Origin of the sequence: Anaerosacchariphilus polymeriproducens, assembly GCF_003363435.1 — a bacterium.
GTDB lineage: Bacteria > Bacillota > Clostridia > Lachnospirales > Lachnospiraceae > Anaerosacchariphilus > Anaerosacchariphilus polymeriproducens.
Window position 1 is genome coordinate 36110 of sequence record NZ_QRCT01000050.1, and the last position, 24680, is coordinate 60789.

At 34.0% G+C, this 24680-nt stretch carries 20 protein-coding genes; 19 read left to right on the plus strand and 1 reads right to left on the minus strand.

The genetic code is table 11. The features are described from left to right. The first annotated feature begins 33 nt into the window (after positions 1-33). Positions 34-600 (plus strand): TetR-like C-terminal domain-containing protein, encoded by a 567-nt coding sequence (locus DWV06_RS15625; RefSeq protein ID WP_115483127.1) that lies wholly within the window; start codon positions 34-36, stop codon positions 598-600. A 111-nt stretch (positions 601-711) separates the two neighbouring features. Then, positions 712-2481: an oleate hydratase gene (locus DWV06_RS15630; protein ID WP_115483128.1), complete on the plus strand. Its 1770-nt coding sequence runs from the start codon at positions 712-714 to the stop codon at positions 2479-2481. Positions 2482-2548: 67 nt separating this feature from the next. On the opposite strand, the gene DWV06_RS15635 is transcribed toward DWV06_RS15630, so the two are convergent. Then, positions 2549-3328 carry a Bax inhibitor-1/YccA family protein gene (locus tag DWV06_RS15635; protein WP_115483129.1) on the minus strand — a complete coding sequence of 260 codons (780 nt, stop codon included), beginning with the start codon at positions 3326-3328 and terminating at the stop codon, positions 2549-2551. A 93-nt stretch (positions 3329-3421) separates the two neighbouring features. Here DWV06_RS15635 and DWV06_RS15640 point away from each other — a divergent pair, with 93 nt between their 5' ends. The 17 genes from DWV06_RS15640 (at position 3422) to DWV06_RS15720 (ending at position 24489) form a co-directional block, all read left to right on the plus strand. Continuing rightward, complete coding sequence (locus DWV06_RS15640) at positions 3422-4846, plus strand: amino acid permease (protein ID WP_115483130.1); 1425 nt, start codon at positions 3422-3424, stop codon at positions 4844-4846. A gap of 140 nt (positions 4847-4986) precedes the next feature. Beyond that, the gene (locus tag DWV06_RS15645; protein ID WP_115483131.1) at positions 4987-6708 is read left to right on the plus strand and encodes a methyl-accepting chemotaxis protein; all 1722 of its coding nucleotides are present in this window, start codon (positions 4987-4989) and stop codon (positions 6706-6708) included. Between the two features lie 541 nt (positions 6709-7249). Continuing rightward, complete coding sequence (locus tag DWV06_RS15650) at positions 7250-8587, plus strand: alpha-amylase family glycosyl hydrolase (protein ID WP_115483132.1); 1338 nt, start codon at positions 7250-7252, stop codon at positions 8585-8587. Positions 8588-8837: 250 nt separating this feature from the next. Continuing rightward, positions 8838-9737 (plus strand): zinc dependent phospholipase C family protein, encoded by a 900-nt coding sequence (locus DWV06_RS15655; RefSeq protein WP_115483133.1) that lies wholly within the window; start codon positions 8838-8840, stop codon positions 9735-9737. Between the two features lie 134 nt (positions 9738-9871). Beyond that, entirely contained in the window at positions 9872-10591 is a 720-nt protein-coding gene (locus DWV06_RS15660; protein ID WP_115483134.1) for a DUF434 domain-containing protein, read from the plus strand. Between the two features lie 123 nt (positions 10592-10714). Then, positions 10715-12742, plus strand: coding sequence for an FN3 domain-containing metallophosphoesterase family protein (locus DWV06_RS15665; protein WP_115483135.1), 2028 nt, complete (start codon positions 10715-10717; stop codon positions 12740-12742). Positions 12743-12844: 102 nt separating this feature from the next. Continuing rightward, positions 12845-13306 (plus strand): LytTR family DNA-binding domain-containing protein, encoded by a 462-nt coding sequence (locus DWV06_RS15670; protein WP_115483136.1) that lies wholly within the window; start codon positions 12845-12847, stop codon positions 13304-13306. Next, positions 13303-14001: a LiaF transmembrane domain-containing protein gene (locus tag DWV06_RS15675; protein WP_115483137.1), complete on the plus strand. Its 699-nt coding sequence runs from the start codon at positions 13303-13305 to the stop codon at positions 13999-14001. The genes DWV06_RS15670 and DWV06_RS15675 overlap by 4 nt, the downstream gene beginning before the upstream one ends. 123 nt (positions 14002-14124) lie before the next feature. Continuing rightward, positions 14125-15435 carry a DUF4026 domain-containing protein gene (locus DWV06_RS15680; protein ID WP_115483138.1) on the plus strand — a complete coding sequence of 437 codons (1311 nt, stop codon included), beginning with the start codon at positions 14125-14127 and terminating at the stop codon, positions 15433-15435. After that, the gene (locus DWV06_RS15685; protein ID WP_193726032.1) at positions 15432-16136 is read left to right on the plus strand and encodes a response regulator transcription factor; all 705 of its coding nucleotides are present in this window, start codon (positions 15432-15434) and stop codon (positions 16134-16136) included. Before DWV06_RS15680 ends, DWV06_RS15685 begins: the two co-directional genes overlap by 4 nt. Before the next feature lie 97 nt (positions 16137-16233). Next, a complete protein-coding gene (locus DWV06_RS15690; protein WP_115483468.1) occupies positions 16234-17172 on the plus strand; it encodes an ABC transporter ATP-binding protein in 939 nt (312 codons plus the stop codon). Between the two features lies 1 nt (position 17173). Further along, positions 17174-17953 carry an ABC transporter permease gene (locus tag DWV06_RS15695; protein WP_115483139.1) on the plus strand — a complete coding sequence of 260 codons (780 nt, stop codon included), beginning with the start codon at positions 17174-17176 and terminating at the stop codon, positions 17951-17953. 22 nt (positions 17954-17975) lie between these two features. Continuing rightward, complete coding sequence (locus DWV06_RS15700; RefSeq protein WP_115483140.1) at positions 17976-18866, plus strand: sensor histidine kinase; 891 nt, start codon at positions 17976-17978, stop codon at positions 18864-18866. Positions 18867-18965: 99 nt separating this feature from the next. After that, complete coding sequence (locus DWV06_RS15705; protein ID WP_115483141.1) at positions 18966-20933, plus strand: oxidoreductase; 1968 nt, start codon at positions 18966-18968, stop codon at positions 20931-20933. A gap of 310 nt (positions 20934-21243) precedes the next feature. Beyond that, complete coding sequence (locus DWV06_RS15710) at positions 21244-23310, plus strand: sodium-translocating pyrophosphatase (RefSeq protein WP_115483142.1); 2067 nt, start codon at positions 21244-21246, stop codon at positions 23308-23310. A 213-nt stretch (positions 23311-23523) separates the two neighbouring features. Next, positions 23524-24009 (plus strand): flavodoxin family protein, encoded by a 486-nt coding sequence (locus DWV06_RS15715; protein ID WP_115483143.1) that lies wholly within the window; start codon positions 23524-23526, stop codon positions 24007-24009. A gap of 12 nt (positions 24010-24021) precedes the next feature. Then, entirely contained in the window at positions 24022-24489 is a 468-nt protein-coding gene (locus DWV06_RS15720) for a methylated-DNA--[protein]-cysteine S-methyltransferase (RefSeq protein ID WP_115483144.1), read from the plus strand. Positions 24490-24680 lie beyond the last annotated feature (191 nt).

Here is a 24680-nt window from a genome sequence, read left to right on the forward strand (position 1 = left end):
ACTGAATATGTAAATTAAAAAGGAGAAGAACATATGTCACAGACAACAAAAAGGGCGTTAGCGGCCTCTTTGAAAAAACTTCTGACAAAAAATACATTAGATAAAATCACAGTGATTGATATTGTGGAAGATTGTGAAGTGAACCGTCAAACATTTTATTATCATTTTCAGGATATTTATGATCTTATCGATTGGCTTTTTATCAATGAAGCTTCTGAGGCAATGAATGGAATGAAGACCTCTGATACCTGGAAACAGGGGTTTTTACGAATGTTTGAATGGACTCTTGAGAATAAATCTTTGGTTATCAATGTATATCATTCAATTAGTCGGGAAAAAATGGAGCGATTTCTTAATGAAGTAACTTTTAATCTTTTGATTGGCGTAATTGACGAAAAAGCGGTTGGATTACCGGTAAGAGAAGAGGATAAAAAGTTCATTGCCGATGTTTATAAATTTGCTTTTGTTGGTATTTTGTTAGAGTGGATACGGCTTGGTATGAAGGAAAATCCGCATAAAATAATGGATCGTTTTAGTAATTTAATGGATGGCGTTTTCGAAAGAGCATTAGATAAGTTTCGGGCAGATCGACCTGTTTAGACAGAAGGACAGATTTGTATGAAGTTTTTACATTCCTACATTATTGTCTATGGTAAATACTAGAAGAGATAGTTATGATTTAATTATAAATTATATTTCGGAGGTGTTTACATGTATTATTCAAACGGAAATTATGAAGCATTTGCACGACCAGAAAAGCCGGCAGATGTAGACAAAAAAAGTGCATATTTGGTAGGGTCAGGTTTAGCCTCTTTGGCTGCTGCTTGTTTTTTGGTCCGAGATGGACAGATGAAAGGTGAGCATATTCATATATTAGAAGAATTGAAAATTCCTGGTGGTGCCTGTGATGGGATTGATGATCCCCAAAAAGGTTTTGTGATCCGTGGAGGACGTGAAATGGAGAATCACTTTGAGTGTTTATGGGATTTATTTCACTCCATTCCTTCACTGGAAATTGAAGGAGCGTCGGTTCTTGACGAGTTTTATTGGCTTAATAAGCATGATCCGAACTATTCTTTGATGCGTGCGATCATAAATCGCGGAGAAGATGCACATACAGATAGAAAATTTGCACTTTCTGAAAAGGGTTCCATGGAAATTGTTCAGTTATTTATGACAAGGGATGAAGATTTGTATGATAAGACGATTGATGATGTGTTTGACGAAGAATTTTATTCATCAAACTTTTGGTTATACTGGCAGACAATGTTTGCTTTTGAAAAATGGCATAGTGCCCTTGAAATGAAACTTTATCTTCAACGATTTATACATCACATAGGAGGACTGCCTGATTTTTCGGCACTCAAATTCACGAAGTATAACCAATATGAGTCACTGATATTACCAATGGTTAAATATTTAGAAGCACATAATGTTCAATTTCAGTATGATACCAGAGTGACAAATGTACTCTTTGAAATGGATGGAGAAAAAAAGATTGCAAGAAAAATAGTATGCGAACATGCTGGTAACGAAGAAGAAATTGATTTAATTGAAGAGGATCTGGTCTTTGTTACAAATGGAAGCTGTACCGAAAATGCAGCATTAGGAGACAACGATCATGTACCTGAATTTAAGGTAGAGAACGGTGGCTGCTGGGAGTTGTGGAGAAATATTGCGAAACAGCATCCATCCTTTGGAAATCCGGATAAATTCTGTACCAATACGAAGGCGACCAATTGGGAAAGTGCAACGGTTACAACACTAGATGAGAAAATACCCAAATACATAGAGAAAATCTGTAAACGTGATCCGTTTTCAGGAAAAGTGGTTACAGGGGGCATCGTTACAGTGAAAGACTCTTCCTGGTTGATGAGTTTCACCTTAAATAGACAGCCGCATTTTAAAGAACAGCCGAATCATCAATTAGTTGTATGGGTTTACGGCCTATATACAGATGTTCCGGGTGATTATATTAAAAAGCCAATGAAAGATTGTACAGGAATTGAAATAACTCAGGAATGGCTTTATCATATGGGAGTTCCAGAGTCAGATATATTGGAGCTTGCTACAAATTCTGCCAGCTGTATTCCTTGTATGATGCCTTATATCACAGCGTTCTTTATGCCGAGAACGAAAGGAGATCGTCCTAAAGTGGTTCCGGATGGATGTACAAATTTTGCTTTTATTGGTCAGTTTTCAGATACGGTACGTGATACTGTTTTTACAACTGAATATTCTGTTAGAACAGCGATGGAAGCGGTTTATACTTTGCTGGATGTGGATCGTGGAGTGCCGGAAGTCTTCAATTCCTGTTATGACATCAGGGCTCTGTTGGATGCTACATCAAAAATGATGGATGGGAAAAAACTTACGGATATTAAATTGCCGTTTGGTGCAAATCTTTTAGAGAAAAAAATGCTTAAAAAAGTGTCAGGAACAATAATTGAAGAACTCTTACAAAGGTATCATTTGATTTGAGTATAAATGTAAAAGGAGTAATCAGATTCTTAGAGAAGTAATCTGATTGCTCCTTTATTTGTTTATGTTACTTTCTTTTACCAAAAATACGAAGTAAGTATAAAAACAAGTTAATAAAGTCTAAATATAATTGAAATGCCCCAAATAAAGAAAGTGTAAGAACATTTTGTTCATTGGAATACGTTGCCATTTTCTTTATTTTCTGTGTATCGTAAGCAGTTAGTCCGACAAAAATTAATACAGCCACGATAGAAATTGCAAAATCTAATGAATCACTTTTCAGGAGAAAAATATTAACAAAACTCATAATAATAATCCCAAATAAGCCCATAATACATAGATTGCCTACTTTTGATAAATCTGTTTTTGTAACTAATCCTATGATTGCCATGATGGCGAATAGCACTGCAGTTGTAACGAAAATATAAAAGATAGATGCGGTTGTATAAATCATAAAAATAAGGGATAATGTAATACCATTTAAGCAGGAATAAGCGATAAACAATATACCGGCAAGAAGCGCGTTATTCTTTTTGATTGCGTAATTGGACAAAAAAACAATTAATAATTCTGCACCTATAAAAATGTAAAAGCGACCGTTACTCATTAATAGAATAAAACTGCTTGGTGTAATACTTAAAGATGTAACTGCAGTAATGATAAGTGCTGCAAACATAAACAAGAATGATTTGGAAATTACTTCTTCATGCATACATGACTTCAAGATTTTGGATGTCTCTGATAAACCGATGACATATGGATTTCCACTTTCAAAATTTGGTCCAATATCATCATAATCATTGTTATAATCATACTTCTTAGTAGTTTCTGTATCGTAATGATTCATAAAAATCCCTCTTTTCCTTAAAACTGAGAATATATTAGCATATTTTAGTGAAAAATACAAATACTAATATTAAAAAAATATAGGAGGATACCTATGCAAAAAGAAAATAATGGTCTTTCTGCAGGACAATTAACTATGATGGCTTTGGGAACTGTGATAGGCGGTTCGTTTTTTCTTGGGTCATCCGTTGCAGTTAAGGCGACAGGTCCCAGTATCATTCTTACTTATATTGTTTGTGGTGTAATGGTTTACTTTATACTTTTTGCACTGTCAGAAATGACGGTATCAAATCCAAATGCAGATTCCTTTCGAAAGTTTGCTTCTCAATATTTAGGGAATGGGATGGGGTTCGTCATTGGCTGGGTCTATTGGACAGGTATGGTCATTGCTATGTCAAGTGAAGCAACAGCAGTATCTATTTTGGTGAAAGAATGGATTCCGAATATATCGATCCCGCTTTTGGGAAGTTCAATTATCATCGGCGTTACGTTGTTGAATCTTTTGGGAGCCAGACAATTAAGCAGTTTAGAAAGCGTACTTGCGGGAATTAAAATTGTTACGATTATAGCATTCATCATACTTGGATTATTATTAATATTAGGAATTTTTCCTAATGTAAATAGAATTGGTGGTAATGTTATGGCATCCGAGTCATTTTTGCCGGGAGGTTTGACAAGTCTGGCAGGAAGTATGCTTCTGGTTTTGTTTTCATATGCAGGTTTTGAGATCATCGGTCTTGCAGCTTCAGAAACAAAGGATAAGCAAAAGACAATTCCAAGAGCGATTCATTTTACGGTGTTTTGGTTGGTAGGGCTGTATATAATGTCAGTTCTGGTATTACTATTACTCATACCAACAAACGAAATAAGCGAAAGTGTAAGCCCGATGGTAGCGGCATTAAGACGTTATCGGATTACTTGGGTCGGCTCAGTGATGAATTTAATATTAATCAGTGCTATCCTCTCAACGATGTTGGCTGCAATGTTTGGATTAGGTAGAATGTTACGTTCTCTGATAGGTGACGGACTTGGTCCTCATCTATTAAAAGATAAAACGGATGTACCGTATAAAGGAATTTTATTTTCGGGATTTATTATGCTAGTGTCCTTATTTATTGGATTACTATTCCCGAAAGTATATTTATTCTTGATTAGTTCAGGGGGATTTTCTCTAATATTTACGTATATCGTATTAATGTTGACACATATACGTTTTCGTAAAAAAAACGGTTTACCGGAAGGGAAATGCCGTTTGGGAGGATTTCCATATAGTTCATTTTTTACGCTAATCGGACTTTTGATTGCGATATTTAGTATGCCATTTGTTGCGGGGCAGACGTCAGGTTTTTTGGCCGGTATATTATTGGTCGGGTTCTATAGTGTATGTTATCTCATTATGAAAGTTGTTGCCAAGAAGATATTGGAAAATCCTGAAAAATATGATCCTAAAACATTAAATAGTACGTTTTTAACTGAGTTTTCAAAAGAATTTTACGATGATAAAAGGGGTGATAAATAGGAGTATTAATAGTTTTGCTTTGAAGTGCCTTAGTGTTGTTATACAAATCAACAATTAAGGCACTTATTTTGTTTGAAGTGTTGAAAAAATTCTGCGACCTGTGTATAATTGTCGTATAAAAACACTTTGGAGGAGCAATTATGAGTATTAAAAAGAGAATCATGTCTATTTTGGTAATATTAACCTTATTGTTGCTAATTTTGTCAGGAGGTTTGAGTGCTTATTTATACCAAAAAGCGATTATGGAAAAAGTGACTGCCGGATATGGAATCCTAAAAACAGCAGAGAAATTTATAGATCCGGAAAAATATATGACATTAGTAGAAAAACAGGATCCTAAAAATCCATATTATTTAGAAATTGGTAAAACATTTCAAGAAATAGTAGATGCCAATGATATATTATATATATACTCGGAAAGTTTAAATAAAGATGGAAATACAATTTATGTCTTAGATACTGTTACAGATGTAGCAGATGCTACCCTTGGAGACGTTGTAAATGAGACAGAAGTAATGGATACAAAAGAATTATTGGAAACATTGTCGAAAGGGACAAACAATTATAGCATAGATAAAACGAAAGAGTATGGAACGATTCTTTCCTGTTATACACCTATCAAAAGCGATGATGGTAAAGTGATTGGAGTTTTAAGTCTGGATTTGAAAATGAAAGAAGTGATCAAAGATGCTGTCAGGTCGATTATGAAGGTAGTAGGGATTATTTTGCTATTGTGTATTTTTATGAGTGTTTTTATGTATTATATTTTGGATAAACATATTTCAAAACCTATCCTCCAATTTGCCGGAAATTTAGAAGTTATAACAAAAGGTGATTTTTCGAATTCTCTGCCTAAATCATTATGTGAGGGCAAAAGTGAAATAGCAAAGCTAGCAAAGGCATTTGAACGAATGAGGCTGTACATATGCGAATTAATTACAAATATAAGAGCAGAGGCGGATACGATAAGAAATGCAATTGAACAGGTCAATCTAGAAACTGATAAGCTCAATTATGAAATTAAAGGAGCAGCTGATATAACGAACCAGCTCGCAGGTGGAATGGAAAATACATCTTATTCTGCACAATCTATTGAACATGCTTCAAATGAAATAGCCGAAGTAGCACGTAACATTGCAATGCGTTCTCAAGAAGGAGTAGAGCATTCAACAAATATTACAGAACGGGCAAGGGAAACGCAAAGAGGAGTAGAGAATTCCATTCTTGAAGCAAATAAAATTCGTACTGAAATCAATGCTCAGTTGTCGGAAGCTTTTTCGCGTATTGAAGTTCTAGATAAAATTTCAGTATTATCTGAAGCGATTATGAGTATTACATCACAAACGAACCTGCTTGCATTAAATGCTTCTATTGAAGCTGCAAGAGCCGGTGAATCAGGAAGGGGTTTTGCTGTTGTAGCCAATGAAATCGGTACACTTGCAAATCAATCACAAAAAAATGTTCTTGAAATTCAGGAAGTGTTAGAAGAAGTATATACAGCCACTAAATTTTTGACCGACAGCGCACGTTTTTCGCTTTCTTTTATAGAAAATGAAGTATTTAAGGATTATAATAAATTATCAGATGTGGCTATGAATTACAATAACGATGCAGCATTCGTTAATGAATTGGTCAGTGATTTTAGTGCGACCTCAGAAGAACTTCTTGCATCGATTGAAAATATCTTAAATGCTATTAGTCAAGTAACAGAAGCCTCTGAAGAAGGAACCGCCGGTACAAAAAATATTGTTGATAGAAATAAAACGATTATTCTGAATTCAAATAATGTGACAAAAGAAATGAGCACAGTAATTAATAGCATCAATGCTCTATTAGAGCATACTTCCAAATTCAGAGTATGATTTTAAAACAACTTGACTATTTTACACATTTTTAATCTTAATAATAACTTAATAATTGTTCAAAAGAGGCAGATTTCCAATGGTTATCGGCCTCTTTTTGGGTATATTTTATGAATGTCAAATTGACAAAAAAATAACGTCATGTTAATATTTGGGAAACTTAAAGAAGTAATTGTGTATATTTCCTTAATAAACAAAAAAAGGAATGATTGTCAGTTTTTTTATAATTAGAAAACCTAAGTCAATGGGGACTTAAGTGAGTTTTCGGATGTTTATTCCATTAGAAATTATTTCTTTCATTCTAATGGGATTCTTGTTTCCTTTTTTAGTGGAATACATAATTAAATTTGTTAACCATAGTATGTCGAATTTGTAACTACTATTGGAATAAAAAAGAAACAATCTGGGAGGTGGTATTATGATTTGATTTTAATTTAAAAAAGAATTTTACAAATGATAAATTTTCTTAATAGAAAATAGGTAAAATGGGTAGGGGTTTACGTAGCAAAAAGGAATTTCACGTTTTTAAGGAGGTATAGGTATGAAAAGAAGGCAAAAACTATATGCAATTATATTAACACTGGTATTGGCAGTAAGTTTTACACCGAATGTTATTTCTAACCAATTTCTAATTGTTTCACAAGCGGCTTATGGGCTGCCGGCAAAAACAGATGATGGGGTTATTTTCCACGCATATATGTGGAAATTTGCTGATATACAAAGTAATTTAAAAGCGTTTGCAGATGCAGGCTATAATTCTATTCAAGTTTCACCAGTACAAGGGATCAAACCTGGAAAAGACTGGTATATGTTTTACCAGCCTTGTAATTATAGGATTGGAAATCCACGCCTTGGAGATGAAAATGCGTTTAAATCACTGTGTGCTGAAGCTGATAAATATGGCATTAAGATTATTGTAGATGCAGTATTGAATCATGTTGCAGATAATGGAAATGATGGACAATGGTATGATGGTATCGATTCTAGCTTGAAACGTTCAGATTTCTATCATAATCAGGGAAGTTGTAAGGATTATACAAATAGAAATGATGTTACACAAAAAAATGTGGGTAACCTTCCTGATCTTGCAACACAAAGGCATGATGTTCAAGATATGCAAATTAGTTTTTTGAATAATTGTATTGCAGATGGAGCAGACGGCTTCCGTTTCGATGCAGCGAAACATATCGAAACTAATCGCGGTGAAGATTCAGGTCAAAGCTGTGCAGGCGATTATTGGGATAGGGTATTAGGCAGTCTGAATAACAAAAATAAATTATATCTTTATGGGGAAGTTTTACCGGATAAAGCAGATAATGATGAAGTGTACAGATCTTATTTTGATATTACTGCACATGGTTATGGTGGAGATCTTAGAAATGCTGTATTCAATAAAGATTTAACTAATTTAATGAATATTAAACATTACGATCATAATATTTCACCAAAAGAAGCGCTTTGTTATCTAGAAAATCATGATGATTATGAACATGGCGTAACGACCAATATGACAGAATGGCAGAGAAAAATGGGTTGGAGCATATTAAATGCAAGAGCTCAATTAACTCCATTATATTTTGCTCGTCCAAATGATACGCTTTGGAAAGATAAAGATTTAGTTGCAGTTAATAAATTCCATAATGCAATGGCAGGACAAAATGAATATTTACGTTATCCAAGAAAAGAAGCGATGGTTATCGATCGTGGAAATACAGGTTCAGTTATTGTAAATGTTGGCGATGGTTTTCACCTAGATACTCCAACTAATTTAAAAGACGGTACTTATGCAAACAAGGGAAATGCAAGCTGTACAGTACGTGTTTCTGGTGGCAGAATGACAGGAAATATACCTGGCGGCAGTGTAGTAGTATTTTATTAAAAAATCAGAATAAGAGGTATTTAATTAGAAACTGCAAATTTTATGGGAGAAGGAATAATATAAATTAATTAGAAATCAAATGATAGCCAAAAATAAGTGCACTTCCACATTTAGTGATTCACTAAATGTGAAGGTGCATTTGTTTTAATTCCAATTAAGTTTTACAAGAAAAGAGTTAATTTTAACAACTTATGAAAGAAATATAATTATTATGTTATGGTAAACCTAAAAATCAAGGAGGGTAAATTATATGCATAAAAAATTAAAACAAATTTTTATTGGGTGCCTGTTAATAATACTAATGGTTAGCAGTAATGTATATGCTGGAACAGAAAAAACTCTAAAAGGGGAACTGCCATCTAAAGTAATCGATATTATGAATGGACATAATGTTATTTATGGAAGTGGTGTTCCTTTAGCGCATAACAAAGGACCAGTCAACAAGACAAAGATCAGAGACAATTCAGGCAAAATAAGGTTAACTTTCGAGAGCGGTGGGGTGGATCATACTCACCAATATATTGTGGCTAATGCAGTTGGTATATTGCTGCATGATAAAGGAGACTCTGTTTTATCAAATAAAAAAAATGTAGAGCTTTTATTAACTTATACAGATTGGCCCGACAAATTTGGAAATGAAACAGATTATGGTACTTTTGTTGGACATTTCTATGACCCAAATACCGGGAAAAACTGGCTTGGGAGAAAATCACCTACAGCAAAAGGGAGGGCTGTTTCTTATTTTAATGCTGCTATCAGTGAATATAAGAAGGGTAATATAGAATCTGCTATCATAAATCTTGGAAAAGGAAGCCACTACATAGCAGATTTAAACGAACCCCATCATGCTTCGAATCTAACTGCGCTTAATAGTAATCATACGAAATTTGAAAAGTATCTTGATGTTAATAGGGCGTTATTTAAAGTTCCAGGTAATTCATTAGATAAGGCATTATATATAGAAGCTTTAAATCTAAACATTGATGATTTTGCACATTTGGCAGCAGTATATTCCAATGGTTTGGTTGGAAAGGCTCAAGATAAGAGTACATATTATGAAGCGGCTGAAAAAAGCGTGCAGCATGCAATTATAAATACAGTACAATATTTTTATAAATTTAGTGTTTCAGTAGGAGAGTTAAAGTTTTAAAATTCATATAGAAAAATATTCTAAGTGCGTGGTACGGATATATTATCTGATACCGCGCCTTTGTTTCGTTTTAATAGGTATAATAAAAATAGGGGAAGGAAATAGTAAATTAAAGTTCAAAGATAGGAGTAAATATGAATTTAAATAGTAAACGTGGTTTTGTCCCGAAAGATGAAATGGAATTTCGAGGAGATCAATTGGAAAAATTAAAAAACGGAGCAGAAGAATTGTTTTATTTGCTAAATAGAGATTATAAGATAAAAAGTGCATCTACTTTTATAGGAAATCATTACATGTTTTCTGAACGTCAGAGATTAGCTCTTGCAAGGACTATTTCTTCTACAAAAGATATTCAATTGCGAAAAAGGAAGCAGGTCATGGAAGCGAAAAAGAGCAAGGAAGTCTATATTGATGGTTTTAACACAATTATTACATTAGAGACAGCACTTTCAGGATCTTTGCTGTTGGAATGTATGGATGAGACGATTCGGGATATGGCGGGACTTAGAGGTACCTATAGACTAATTGATAAGACAGTATTAGCAGTGGAACTGATTTTAAAATATTTAGACAAAAATATGATACAAAGAGCAATCATTTATTTAGATGCTCCGGTTTCAAATTCCGGAAGGTTGAAACAGTTGATAATAAAGCAATCAGAAGAATATAAGGTTGATATTACCGTTGAAGTGATTAATGAAGTAGACCGGATACTAGAGAAATTACCATTTGTTATCACCAGTGATGCAATTATATTAAATAGATGTACAAGCTGGATTAATATGAATCGGGATATTATAAAAAATGAAATAGAAGGGCATTGGAAAATAAAATTGTATGATTTTCACGAATAGGGTTATTTTTTTACTTATCTTTTACGATATTAAGATATTAGGTTTAACATAAGAAATTTATAATGAAACTGCAAGAAAATTTTGGAAACTAAAATAAAGAGAACGAGGAATGGAGGAATTAAGTTGAGAAAAGGGAAATTAAAAATTGTTGTGATGGCAGCTACGGCCATACTTGCGGTTTCTGGGGAAAAGTCATTTGCAGCTACAAGTCATTGGAATGATGCTTCACAGTCTTCTGATGTATCTGCATGGGAAGACTGGAAAGTAAGATGGAAAACGATTGAAGGTGATTATGAGCGGATTTCAATTGCACCGGGCGTAGATGAAACACACCTCAATTTTGCGTGGTATTCTCATACAAAGGAAATTCCTAAGGTACGCTATGCAACTACAATAAAAGGACTTTTGGAATCGAAGATTTATGATGGAACACAAATAAACACAACCGTTAATTTCAGCAACGTTTTAAAAGAAAGTCTGGGAGGTAAGGATGGTACCTATTATTCTAATAAAGTAAGCATTTCCGGATTAAAAGAAAATACAAATTATTATTATCAAGTTTTCCAAAATGGAAAATGGTGTCAAGCAAAAAAATACAAAACAGGTGATTTTGACAGTTATTCAATCTTATATTGTGCAGATCCTCAGATTGGTGCTTGTAAAAATCAAGTAAGCTCAGAGAATGAGCTTTTGAAAGGCTCTACAGCCGCAAGAAATGATTCTTATAATTGGAATGAAATTATAACGGATGCCTTGAATCGTTACAATGTAAATTTTGTGCTTTCTGCAGGAGACCAGGTAAATGCTGCTGATAGTGAGTACGAATATGCCGGATTTTTATATCCTTCTATAATGGATTCAACGCCACTGGCATCTGTTATTGGAAATCATGACAGTAATTCATATTCATTTTCTTGGCATTTTAATAATCCTAACAATTTTGATATGAATAATATAAGCCAGAACAGTTATACGGATGGACATACCAAAGCTGGAACAGATTATTATTATACATATGGAAATGTACTTTATATCGTTTTAGATTCGAATAATTATAATTGCAAAACTCACGAAAATGTTATGGCCAAAGCAGTAAAAGAAAATCCAGACTGTACTTGGAGAGTAGTAGCTTTGCATCATGATATTTATGGACCGGGCGGGCACTCAGTTTCAGATGGTATGATACTTCGAACTCAACTTACCCCATTAATGGATAAGTTTGATATCGATGTAGTTTTTCAAGGACATGATCATACATATTCTAGAAGCTTTCAGCTAAAAAGCGATGGCAAAAAACACACTGCCTACGATAAAAATAATTATAAAAACGATGTGAATTATCTGAAAGAAAACAATTGCTATATTTTATGTAGTTCAAAGGCAGATGGTAATCGAGTAGTGAATCCGGAAGGAACAGTATATTTTGAAGGGAATTCTGTTTCGGGTTCTAAATTTTATGAGCTAAATGAGGAACCTCAGGATTATATTGCTGAAAGGAGTCAAGTTTGGTCACCGAGTTATTCCATTATTAATGTGACAGATACAACATTTACGATAACCACTTATGATGCAGCTACGAATGCAGTCTTACAAAATACAGCCCCTTACACAATTGTTAAAAATAAAGAACAAAAACCAAAACGTATTGATATTTCGAAGCAGGGAAAAGTCGAGAAAATCGGCCCCAAAGATTATACAGGAAAGGCAATTAGACCTAGGTGCAAGGTATCCGCAGAAGGTAAAAAGTTAAAAGAGGGAAAAGATTTTAAAGTTTTTTATAAATCTAATAAAAAAATTGGAACAGCAAAAGTAATAATTCAAGGAATTGGTAATTATACAGGAAAAGTATCCAAATCATTTAAAATCGTATTGAAGGCACCTAAGTTAAAAGTAACAGCCAGAAAGAACATGGTAGCAATGAAATGGAGAAAAATTCCAGGAGCGGATGGTTATATTATTTATTCTTCATTAAAAAATAATGGAAAATTTACTAAAATTAAATCCGTTAAAAAAGTAACGTCCGCAAATTACATTGATAAAAAACTGAAAAGGGGAAAAACTTATTATTACAAAATAAAAGCATATAAAAAAGTAAAAGGAAAGAGAGTGAAAAGTAAATATAGCAGACCAGTTAAAGTAAAAATGAAATAAACAGTTAAAATTTTACCACTTAAAGTAGAATACTTACCTCTTAGCATATGGTTATTTACATTCCTGGTTTAGTTGATATAATGGAATCATGGAGATGAGGAAATGAAAGTAAGAATAGATATTGATGAAAAACTGCAGGAAGAGGAAGTGATTATCCGGTGCAGAAAATTAGATGAAAAAGCTCAAAAAGTTTATGACACTCTGGTAGATGTCACGAAAGAATCCAGACATCTTATGTTGTATAAAGAAAATACAGAATATTATCTTCCACTAGATTGTATTTTATTTTTTGAGACGACGGAGCATGTGATTAGTGCCCATACGGTAGACAATATTTATCAGACAGATTATCGTCTATATGAATTGGAAGAAATACTGCCGGGTTGTTTTATGAGGGTTTCGAAGTCTACAATTTTAAATTTGAACCATATCTATTCTATAACACGGAATTTAACTGCATCCAGTGTAGTACAGCTTATGAATACACATAAACAGGTTTATGTCTCCAGATATTATTATAAACCATTAAAATGTAGATTAGATGAAAAGAGGACAGGATTATGAAAAAGAAAGATATATTTTGGGGATTGCTTTTAATCATTGCAGCGGTACTCATTATTGTGAACAAGTTGGGTTTTTATACGAATATCAGTATGTTTGAAGTGGTGGCTACTATAATTCTTTTGGGAATTTTGATAAAGAGCATCATTCATATAAGTTTTCCGGGCATACTGTTTCCGGCAGCATTTCTTTGCATTATTTATGCAGATGAATGGAATATTACACAATTAACTCCTTGGTCGGTCTTATTAACTGCATTATTGGGTAGTATAGGACTTTCAATGATTTTCAAAAAGCATAGGTTCTATAAACATCACTGTAATTTTCATAAGGAAAATTTTAGTGAAGTGATCAATCATCCTGATGAGAGTGAGGTAAACTGTTCTGTTAGCTTTAGTTCAAGCATGAAATACATTAATACAGATAGGTTTGAAAGAGCGAATATTAAGAGTTCATTTGGTGCTATGAAAGTATATTTCGATAATGCAGTGATTCAATCTCAAAATGCAGAAATTTACTTAGATGTTTCTTTTAGCGGTGTAGAATTATACATTCCAAAAACATGGAAAGTTGTAAATGAAGTAAGTGCTTCTTTTGGAGCTGTAAGTGAAAAAAACAGTAAAATAGTTTCTGATTTTCCTGTTGTTACAATTAAAGGAAAAGTAAGCTTTGGTGGAGTTGAAATTATTTATATTTAAATTAAAATAATTTAGTGGGCAGTCTCGTAGGGACTGCCTGCTAATTATTTGAGCAACTTTACTTGTATTTTCCGGAATTTTGTTTATAATAAGGAAAAATGGTAATAGGGTAAAGGAGGCTTTATGGGGTTATTCGAAAAATTTTCAAACAAAAATCAAAGACTAGAGGATTTAAAGAAGGGCAAAATTGAAAAAGTTCCATCTTATGTTATGGCAATTCCCAAAAATGATATCGTTCTTGATGATTTGGAACTTATGGTTGATCAAATACGGAAAATAGAAGGTTTAACGATAATAGGAAAAAGAATAAACAATATTCTGACAGTAGTTTTTAAATATAAAAATTTGGAATATAGTGTTGATATATTTGTAGAAGATTTTCAACTGCCGCCACTGTTTCGGATCACGCATGACTTTGGTGATGAAGAGGTAGAAATTATGGAAGGGGCTGTAAGGGGACTTTTGACCCGAATGACATTCAGTGAAAATAAAATGGATTCTTTTCATATCCAAATCAAACTATTATATGCAATGATACCGGAATTGGCAGGAGTAGTGGATTTTAGTGCTGAGAAAATCTTATCAGGAAAGTGGGTAGAACTTACTGCGAAATCTAATGTTCATCCTGCTCCATCTTATTTGTATACGATACAAGCGGTCACTGATAAAAATGAAGTATGGTTACATACTCATGGAATGAATCGTTGTGGGAGTATAGAACTTGAAGTTTTAAAATCAGATAAGATTAATTTCAACAATCATTATGAAGTTCTAGCATCTTTTGCAGAACGCATGATAACAGATAATGTTACAATAGATGAAGGAGAAGCTTTATATATTGGTACGATAGGCAGTAATCAGGATCTGGTAGTGACGTGGATTGACTTTAAACGAGTTATTAAAAAGATGAAAAGAAGCGCGCTTGGTGGGACAAAGGATCGTATTGATGGACACAATGAAAACTCGGGCATCATATTTGTTTATCCAACAGAAGAAGACTATAATATAAAGAAAATGGTACATATATCACAATTTAATTCATTATTGAATCAAAATCCGGTTTTTATGAAAACAACTGAGGAGACAATACGTATGCAGAATTTGGCACTGGAAAGGATTCCGTTTTTGCATAAATTGTGGAAAGCAATAGACGAAAAACAGGTTTTGATCAAAGTGGGAATGAAAGTGAATGAAGAATATAATAGCAGTGATAACAAAGAACATATATGGTTCGAAGTGATTGATTTAGGGGAAAAAACTTTTCGAGGAATTTTATTGCAGGAGGCTTATTATATAACAAATTTGAGAAAAGGCGATGAATTTGAATTTCCAATAGAAGAGTTGACAGATTGGCTGGCGTATACCAAAATAGGAACTATAAAACCTGATAATGTTTACCGATTATTATCGATTGAGGCATGGTGTGAAATATGAATTTTATAGTAGAAACAGCAAAGATTTTGATTGTTGAAGACGATACAGATATTAATAATTTAATAGCTAAGATTGTTGAAAAAGCCGGACATCAGGTAGTTCAGGCTTTTTCTGGTACAGAGGCTCAATTAAGATTAGAAATGGATAGTTTTGATTTGATTATACTGGATCTTATGCTTCCCGGTATTACTGGAGAAGAATTAATAGAGCTTATACGTGAAAAAGCACAGATGCCAATTTTGGTTCTGTCAGCTAAGAATGGGTTAGAGAATCGCGTGAATGTTTTGAATTTGGGAGCAGATGATTATTTGATGAAACCTTTTGAAAACGAGGAAGTAGCTGCAAGAGTTAATGCTTCGCTCAGAAGATACAAGAAGTTCTCACCGGATAAAAATAAGAAGGCAGAAGTACTGAATCATAAAAATATAGAAATAAATAATGATGCTAGAGAAGTTTTTGTATGCAGCAAAAGAATAGCACTGACCGGATACGAATATGATATTCTCTATTTATTATTAAAGAACCCTAATAAAGTTTTTTCTAGAGAAAGTCTTTATGAGGAGATTTGGAACGGTGGATTTTATGGTGAGGATAATACGGTCAATGTTCATATAAGTAATTTGCGTAAAAAAATTGCAGAATTCGATAAGGAAGAAGAATACATAAAGACAGTATGGGGTATCGGATTTAAATTAGTCTGAGTCATCTTTACGATTTCTTTAAACTTTCTTGAGTACTTATTTATAGAAATCTTTTAAAATGGTAAAAGAAAAAGGTAAAGAGAAAGGAATATGCAATATGAGGGAAAAAATCGTTGTCAAAGCAATGAATTTGACGAAAAAATATAAGCAGGTAGTTGCTTTGAATCAGGTGGATATTACCGTAAAAAAAGGTGATATATATGGATTGGTGGGCAACAACGGGGCAGGTAAAACAACCTTTTTAAAGATGCTTACCGGGCAGATACAGCCTACTGATGGACAGTTGAATCTTCTTGACGCCCAGAGCGAGACGGAAATGAATCATGTGAGAAGAAAGATTGGAGCTATCATTGAAACCCCTAGTTTTTACCCTAATCTTTCAATAGAAAAAAACCTTGAGTATTATAGGATACAGAGGGGGATTCCCGGTAAGAAAGCAGTTACAAAGGCTTTGGAAGAAGTTGGATTATTAGAAGTAAAGAAGAGAAAGTATTCAGCACTTTCGTTGGGGATGAAACAACGACTTGGTCTTGCGCTTGCACTTATGGGAGAACCCGAAGTATTGATTCTGGATGAACCGATTAATGGTCTGGATCCGTCCGGAATTATAGAAATACGGAATTTATTGCTAAAGCTAAATCGTGAAAAGTATATTACCATTTTGATATCAAGTCATATTTTAATGGAATTAGAAAACGTGGCAAGCCATTATGGATTTTTGGACAAGGGTAAAATAAAAGAAGAAATATCAGCGGAAAAACTAAAAGAAAAGTGTACTAATTATTTGGAATTAAAAGTAACAGATGCAGAGAAATATGCAGCATTACTTGAATTAAAATTAAATTGTAAAGATTATAAAGTATTATCGGGAAATTGTATTCAAATTATGAACGTTAAGGATAGAGAAGAAAACCTTTCTGATTATAGTGCTTTGGCAATCAAAAATGATATCGGTCTATTATCGATGGATATGAGAAAGATTGATTTGGAAAATTATTATATGAACTTGATCAGTGGAATTAGAGAGGAGAGATAGGATGTCTAATTATATAAAAAGTGAATTTTACCGTAATATAAATTCAAAAAGCATTTGGATTTTAATTGGGATATTTAGTATGCTTATAGTATTAATGAATGTAGTACTTGCAATTTCGAATCAGCAAATAGAAAATTTTCCATATGCGACAACAGCTTTTTCTTTTGGTATGGTATCTGCTGATACTAGTAGTTTGATTTTTATTACATTTATTATAGTTAGTATTGTATTTGGTGATGAAAATAAACACAATACATTAAAAAATGTAGTTTCTTATGGTATCACTAGGAAGCAGATAATTTTAGGGAAGATTATTACTGCTATATTTTTTAGCTTAGTTTGTCTTTTAATTGTGCTTTTATTTTATATTTCCAGTGCTTACTTGCTATTGCAAAATAGTGGAATTGCAGCTTTCCATGTGTTCTTAATAGCAATTTTATCGAGTTTACCTAGTTGTGTAGCAGTACTTATTTTGATCATTGCATTATTTTTAATAATTGATAATTCTATGACAGCCAGCATGATATGTTTTTCTATTATTATTTTAATACCTACCGTGTTTTCTTTGGTAGGTAGAAAGGTAGAAATTTTTCGTCAGATTTGTCGTTGGTTACCATATTGTTTGTTAAAAGAAGTAGATTACAGCAGTATAAATAATACATATTCTGGTATTTGGGATACACCGGAAGGGTTGGCAAGGTGCATCGCAGCGGGGATTCTTTGGAGTCTGATCTTTGGAGCCTTTGGTTTAATTGTATTTAAAAAGAAAGAATTGAAATAATGATGTTAGGAGCGTATTGATTATGATTTTTATCTTAATGGGTCTTGGAGTGATAGGATTGTATTTTGCAATACGCTTCTTTGCGTTGCAAGAATCAATTAAAAAATCGAATGAAAATTTAAAAGAAGTTCTTAAAGATTTAGAGGCAAACCGAAGAGTCCGGATTGTGGTTCCGAATAAAAAAATGGAAGAATTTTTAGAAACAGTAAATGAGTATTTAGAGGTAGCACAAAATGAAAGAATTCATCATTTAAGAAAAGAACAGGAATTTAAAAGGCAGATAGAAAATGTAAGCCACGATCTTAGAACTCCATTAACAGCGGTTTTAGGTTATATAAATTTAATTGATTTAGATACTCTTAAACAGGATGAAAAGGAATATATTGAAATTATTAAAAAGAAAGCAAAGGCTTTACAAAGGTTAATCTCTCATTTCTATGATTTAAGTAGATTGGAGTCTAGTAATTATCAATTAAATTTCATAGAAATAGATATCAAGAAGTATCTTCGCGAAATATTACTTACTTATTATCAAGAATTTGAAAACAGGCATATTGATGTGAATTTGGAATTGGAAGAGAACGCAGTGCTGGCAAAACTTGATGAGGAAGCGTTAGAGAGAATTCTGACCAATCTGATTCAAAATGCAATTAAATATGCCGAATCTGATTTAAAGATAACATTAACGCAAGGTAATAATAGAATACAAATCGTATTTGAAAACGACAGCTCAGAATTATGTGAAGAAGATATTGGACATTTATTTGAACGCTTTTATAGGAAAGACAGTTCCAGAAACAGCCAAAGTACAGGACTTGGACTTACCATTACCCAGTATTTGGTGGAAGCCATGGGAGGGAAAATAAAGGCTGAATTGTTGAATCAAAGGCTGCGAATAAGTATCATATTTTAAAAATTAATTTGACGATATAAAAGCGTATCGATATACTGAATATATGAGATAATTAGATAAATCTGGAAAAAGTGTTTATACGTGAAGGGAGAGAACGGCATGAAGTACAAAGAGATTTTTAAAGAAGGCAAAATTGGTAATCTGACATTAAAAAACAGAATGGTAATGTGTTCATTAGCTATGGGGGTATCGGATGAAAGGCAATGTATTGGTGAAGATTTTTTGTCTTATCTTATGGAAAGGGCAAAAGGCGGCGTTGGACTGATTGTCTTGGAAAATACCAGAGTGGATGATGAGCATGGAGTGGCAGCACCCAGGCAGGCAAGTCTTGCCAGAGAGGAACAGATAGAACCATTGGCGAAGGCTGTTGAAAAAATTCATAAAGAAGGAGTGAAGTTGTTTGTTCAGCTGCATCATCCGGGCAGAGAAACTTTTTCAAATTTAAATAGTAATGAACCGGTTTGGTCTTCTTCTAATAAAGCTTGTGGTGTCTGTCAGCAGGAAACACATGAAATGACTACGGCTGAAGTCGAGCAAGTAATTCAAAAATTTATTAATGCTGCTGTCAGGGCGCAAAAAGCAGGTGTTGACGGGATTGAATTACATGGTGCACATGGATATTTGATTTCACAATTTCTAAGCCCATATACCAATCAGAGGACAGATCGTTTTGGTGGTTCGTTTGAAAATAGATTGCAGTTTGTTAAAGAAATAATTGAAGGAATAAAAAGAGAATGTAAAAATACATTAACGTTAGGTATCCGCTTGACAGTAGATGAGTTGTTAGATAGTAATGGAATAAAGGAATATCTTACTTTAAAGGATGGGGTCAAGGTCTGTAAAGAACTAGAAAAACTGGGCTTAGATTTCATAGATGTATCGAATGGTATTTATGAGTCTTTCAATTCTCTATCTGAGCCCACTACATATCCACAGGGATGTCGTTCACAGCGTATCCGTGCAGTCAAGGAAGCAGTTAATATTCCGGTGATTGCAGTTAATATGGTGAAAGAACCATGGTTCGCTCAGAAGATGCTGGAAGAAGGATTGGTTGATTTTGTAGGACTCGGGCGTGCAGTTGTTGCTGATCCGGAGTGGGTCAACAAGGCGAAGGAAGGAAGAGAAAAGGAGATAAACCGATGTATTTCCTGTACGTTCTGTTTCGAAACATTAGTCAGTGACACGATACCTGGAAAGGGACCAGTAAAATGTGCGGTCAATCCTCGTGCAGGTCGTGAGCTTCGATATCAGTCATATGTAAAAGATGGAAAGGGAAGAACCGTTGTGGTAGTCGGAGCCGGTGTAGCCGGATTAGAAGCTGCCAGAGTTTTGGCAGAGCGGGAGTTTCATGTTATTGTTTTAGAAAAGGAAGGAAAAGTCGGTGGTCAAATTAATATTGCGGATAAGCCTCCTCATAAAGAGAAAATGGACTGGCTGGTGGATTATGAGTTAGTACAGCTAAAGAAACTTGGAGTTGATATCCGTGTTAACATAGACGCTGACAAAGAATTAATTTCTTCTTTTAAACCTTATGGAATTATTTTGGCCACAGGAGGCGTTCCTGTCAAACCTCAAATTCCAGGTATGGATCTAGAAAATGCATTAACTTTTAAAGAAGTACTTTGTGAGGAGAAAAGACTTGAAAATGTCAAAGCAGCAGTAATAGGTTCTGGTGCAACAGGACTGGAAACGGCAGAATATTTATGTAATAAGGGAAATGACGTTACTATAATAGAGATGCTTGATTCTATTGGAGAAGGAGTATATGTGCAGCATTATCTGGATGCGATGGATAAATTATCTCATTATCCTGTTACATACAAAGACAAAACAAAATTACTGGAGATTAAAAAAGATGCAGTTATTTTAGAAAACGTGAAAACGAAAAAAGTTGAGGAATACTCTGTAGATTATGTTGTGATGGCAATTGGGGTTCATTCAGTTCGTGATTTGGAAGGAACTTGTAAAGATATTTGCTCAAATACAATTGTAATTGGAGATGCAAAAGTTGTGGGGCGTATTGAAGGCGCTGTACGCAGTGGATTTGAAGCAGGTTATTTCTTTTAATTTAACAGTAAATGAAAAATATTTTTAGAGATTGACAGACCGCGTTGGCGGTCTGTCATTTTTTGAATACAGGTAAACATATAATTATTATACTTAGTTTTGAGATTTACAAAATAATATCAAAATAAAGAGAGATGAAATGGTCGTAAATTGTCAATAAAAAAATAATTATTAAATTATGAAAAAACAATGAAAACAACTTGAAATTATACAAAAAATGAGATACGATTATTTTAGTATTTAGAATTGAATGGTAAGTCCTATTGTGTAGCAAGCATAATAAAATGCTTAATATAAAGGAGGTAGCAAAATGATAAATACTTTTTGGCAGATTAGCGCAATCTTAGTTTCGGTACTGGCACTTGGCGTAGCTTTTTGGTTATATACATGGATTAAGGCGCAGCCATCTTCCAACGAAACAGTTCAACACGTGGGAGATTTAATCAGAAAAGGTGCGAATACATTTCTTAGAAGAGAATATGTATTATTGGCACGTTTTGCAGGAGTTATTGCAATTCTGATACTAATTTTTCTGCCCAGTCCTATATGGTCTGGAAATTGGACTAAAAACTTAACGATGGCATTCGCGTATATTTGTGGTACTGCACTCTCTGCACTAGCGGGGAAAATTGGGATTCAAGTAGCTACAATTGCTAATGTCAAATCAGCAGAAGCAGCGAAAAAAGATATAAAATTATCCTTCATGGCAGGCTTCCGTGGTGGTGCAGTTATGGGTATGGCAGTCGTTGGCTTTTGTCTACTTGGAGTTACGGTCTTGCTTAGCTTTACAAAAGATTCTTCTGCGATTTTAGGCTTTTCTTTTGGAGCCTCTTCCTTAGCATTATTCGCGAAAGCCGGAGGCGGAATTTTTACGAAGACAGCCGATATCAGTGCTGATTTAGTTGGTAAAGTCGAGCTGGGAATTCCGGAAGATGATCCAAGGAACCCTGCTGTTATCGCAGATAATGTAGGTGATAATGTAGGCGATGTAGCAGGTATGGGAGCAGATTTGTTTGATTCCAATGTCGCTTCGATGGCTGCAGCGTTAATTGTGGGAATGGCTTTGGCAAAAGACAACGCGAACATTGTTCTTGCATATGCTGGAATCGGGCTTCTGGCTTCTATTATAGGGGTTTTTTGTGCCAGAATGGGATCATCGAAAGACCCAACTACCGCATTAAACAAGAACACATATATTACAACAGGTGTTTATCTTTTGTTAACAGCACTTGCAACATTTATGTTTGGATTTGAATGGAGAATCTGGGGAGCTACTATGGTAGGGCTATTGGTAGGCTTGATTATCGGGATTGCAACAGATTATTTCACCAATGACAAAAAGAAACCGGTACAGCTTACAGCCGAAGCATCTAAATCCGGACCTGCATTAACAATACTTTCGGGTTTTGCTTATGGGTTTTTTAGTGTATTGCCGGCATTGATTGGTATTGCAATCTCTTCTTTGGCAGCATATAAAATTTGTGAACCATTAGGAGGGAACTACCCATTATTCGGTATTTCCATGGCAGCGGTAGGAATGTTATCAATCGTTGCAATGATTATTTCCAATGACGCTTATGGTCCTATTGTTGATAATGCAAGAGGTTTAGTTGAAATGGGGAATCTGGGTGAAGAGGCACTTAATATTACAGATGAATTGGATTCAGCAGGAAATACTGTAAAGGCCATGACAAAAGGTTTTGCGATTGGTGCAGCAGGTCTTACGGTTATAGCTCTTTTGGGAACCTTTATGAATGAAGTTAATGTTGCTGCAGCTATTGCTGGGAAAGAAATTATTAGTGGTTTTGATATTATGAATCCGGTCGTTTTCTTTGGTTTGATGATTGGTATTCCAATTCCAGCAGTATTTTCTGCTATGTTGATACTGGGAGTTGATCGTAATGCGCAACGTATGGTGAAAGAAATAAGGCGTCAGTTTAAGGAAATACCGGGATTGCGTGAAGGGAAAGCAGGAGTCGTACCTGATTATAGTAAGTGTATTGATATTGCGACTACCGGTGCATTAAGAGAATTAATACCAGCAGGTTTAATGGCAATTATAACAACTATTCTTGTTGGTTTTATCGGTGGAGTACAGGCAATTGGTGGATTTTTAACCGGAAATATAGTGAGTGGATTATTGCTAGCATTGTTTATGTCTAATGCCGGCGGGCTTTGGGATAATGGCAAAAAGTTCGTAGAAGCTGGACATTGTGGTGGAAAAGGCTCAGATGCACATAAGGCGGCTGTTGTTGGAGATACCGTAGGTGATCCGTTTAAAGATACTGCGGGGCCATCAATTAATACGCAGATCACTGTAGTTTCACTTGTGTCTTCTTTGTTAGCGGTAGCTTTCTTAAGCTATAGTCTCTTTTGATAATTAGTAATTTTAAAGTCCAGTATGAAAAAGCCGGAATTTCTTTGAGAATTTCGGCTTTTTTATTGACAAAAAATGAAAGTAGAGCTAATCTGGAGTAGGAGCATAATTTAGAGTATAATTAGGATGAAAACTGGGAACCAATTGGGGTGTATTACGTTCTTAGATTTATATTGTTATTTTGTAACAAGATTCATAATAAGGAGGTTTTATATGAAAACATTAATTATTTATTACTCGTTAGAAGGTAACACAGAAATGATTGCAAATAAAATGAGAGAACATCTTCAGGCTGATATTGTGCGTCTTATGCCAAAAAAAGATATACCTGCAGGAAATATTAAAAAATATATTTGGGGCGGAAAAAGTGCGTTGTTTGGGGAGAAGCCCGAGTTGGAACCATATGAGGCCAAAATCGAAGATTATGATATCATTGTCATTGGAACTCCGGTGTGGGCAAGTACGTATGCTCCTGCAATAGGAACATTTTTATCAGAAAATAAGATACAGGGAAAAGACATTTACCTGGTTGCCTGCCATGGAGGAGGAGGATCAGACAAGTGTTTTAATAAATTAGAAGAAAAACTGCAAGGAAATCAAATAAAAGGAAAAATAGAATTTGTTGATCCGACCAAAGGATCTAATATGGAAATAAATGAAAGAATTAAAGAGTTTTGTAAAAATATTTTAAATCCATAATAGGAAATTAGTATGAAGATAGATAAATATTGTTATGTATATAAAGAAAAAATTGGAGAAATTACAATCGGATCAGATGGGGAATTTATAACGAAATTACTTTTTGGAAATCATGCAGATTTATTTTTGAATACGAAAGAGATTCCGTTAATAGAAAAAACCGCTTGCCAGTTGAAAGAGTATCTAAACGGTAATTCGGAATTGGTCCAAGTACCTATCAAATTAAGAGGTACGAATTTTCAAATGAAAGTTTGGAATGTTTTAAAGCAGATTCCTTATGGACAAACAAGAAGTTATAAAGAAATAGCAATGATGATAGATAATCCAAAGGCATGTAGAGCAGTAGGAATGGCCAATAATAGAAATCCTATTCCTATCATTATTCCTTGTCATAGAGTAATAGGTTCCGATGGTTCACTAGTTGGATATGGTGGTGGAATGAGGTTAAAACAATATTTACTAAATTTAGAAGGAAAATGAAAAATTAAAATGTAATAAATTCCTAAGTACGTAATAATTTGGAATAAATTATGTTTAAAGATTAGTATTAAATAGAATTTTGTATATTTTAAGAATAATTTTGCTTGGAGTTCTTTTGGCTATGAGGTATTATATATGATATAACAGATAAATGTATATGGATTGTGACTGGTAATGCAGGCAAGACCATC

What these genes read in the sequence shown, in the direction of transcription:
- DWV06_RS15625 (WP_115483127.1), top strand. Translation starts at nt 34, where the DNA reads ATGTCACAGACAACAAAAAGGGCGTTAGCGGCCTCTTTGAAAAAACTT.
- DWV06_RS15630 (WP_115483128.1), top strand. Translation starts at nt 712, where the DNA reads ATGTATTATTCAAACGGAAATTATGAAGCATTTGCACGACCAGAAAAG.
- DWV06_RS15635 (WP_115483129.1), bottom strand. Translation starts at nt 3,328, where the DNA reads ATGAATCATTACGATACAGAAACTACTAAGAAGTATGATTATAACAAT.
- DWV06_RS15640 (WP_115483130.1), top strand. Translation starts at nt 3,422, where the DNA reads ATGCAAAAAGAAAATAATGGTCTTTCTGCAGGACAATTAACTATGATG.
- DWV06_RS15645 (WP_115483131.1), top strand. Translation starts at nt 4,987, where the DNA reads ATGAGTATTAAAAAGAGAATCATGTCTATTTTGGTAATATTAACCTTA.
- DWV06_RS15650 (WP_115483132.1), top strand. Translation starts at nt 7,250, where the DNA reads ATGAAAAGAAGGCAAAAACTATATGCAATTATATTAACACTGGTATTG.
- DWV06_RS15655 (WP_115483133.1), top strand. Translation starts at nt 8,838, where the DNA reads ATGCATAAAAAATTAAAACAAATTTTTATTGGGTGCCTGTTAATAATA.
- DWV06_RS15660 (WP_115483134.1), top strand. Translation starts at nt 9,872, where the DNA reads ATGAATTTAAATAGTAAACGTGGTTTTGTCCCGAAAGATGAAATGGAA.
- DWV06_RS15670 (WP_115483136.1), top strand. Translation starts at nt 12,845, where the DNA reads ATGAAAGTAAGAATAGATATTGATGAAAAACTGCAGGAAGAGGAAGTG.
- DWV06_RS15675 (WP_115483137.1), top strand. Translation starts at nt 13,303, where the DNA reads ATGAAAAAGAAAGATATATTTTGGGGATTGCTTTTAATCATTGCAGCG.
- DWV06_RS15680 (WP_115483138.1), top strand. Translation starts at nt 14,125, where the DNA reads ATGGGGTTATTCGAAAAATTTTCAAACAAAAATCAAAGACTAGAGGAT.
- DWV06_RS15685 (WP_193726032.1), top strand. Translation starts at nt 15,432, where the DNA reads ATGAATTTTATAGTAGAAACAGCAAAGATTTTGATTGTTGAAGACGAT.
- DWV06_RS15690 (WP_115483468.1), top strand. Translation starts at nt 16,234, where the DNA reads ATGAGGGAAAAAATCGTTGTCAAAGCAATGAATTTGACGAAAAAATAT.
- DWV06_RS15695 (WP_115483139.1), top strand. Translation starts at nt 17,174, where the DNA reads ATGTCTAATTATATAAAAAGTGAATTTTACCGTAATATAAATTCAAAA.
- DWV06_RS15700 (WP_115483140.1), top strand. Translation starts at nt 17,976, where the DNA reads ATGATTTTTATCTTAATGGGTCTTGGAGTGATAGGATTGTATTTTGCA.
- DWV06_RS15705 (WP_115483141.1), top strand. Translation starts at nt 18,966, where the DNA reads ATGAAGTACAAAGAGATTTTTAAAGAAGGCAAAATTGGTAATCTGACA.
- DWV06_RS15710 (WP_115483142.1), top strand. Translation starts at nt 21,244, where the DNA reads ATGATAAATACTTTTTGGCAGATTAGCGCAATCTTAGTTTCGGTACTG.
- DWV06_RS15715 (WP_115483143.1), top strand. Translation starts at nt 23,524, where the DNA reads ATGAAAACATTAATTATTTATTACTCGTTAGAAGGTAACACAGAAATG.
- DWV06_RS15720 (WP_115483144.1), top strand. Translation starts at nt 24,022, where the DNA reads ATGAAGATAGATAAATATTGTTATGTATATAAAGAAAAAATTGGAGAA.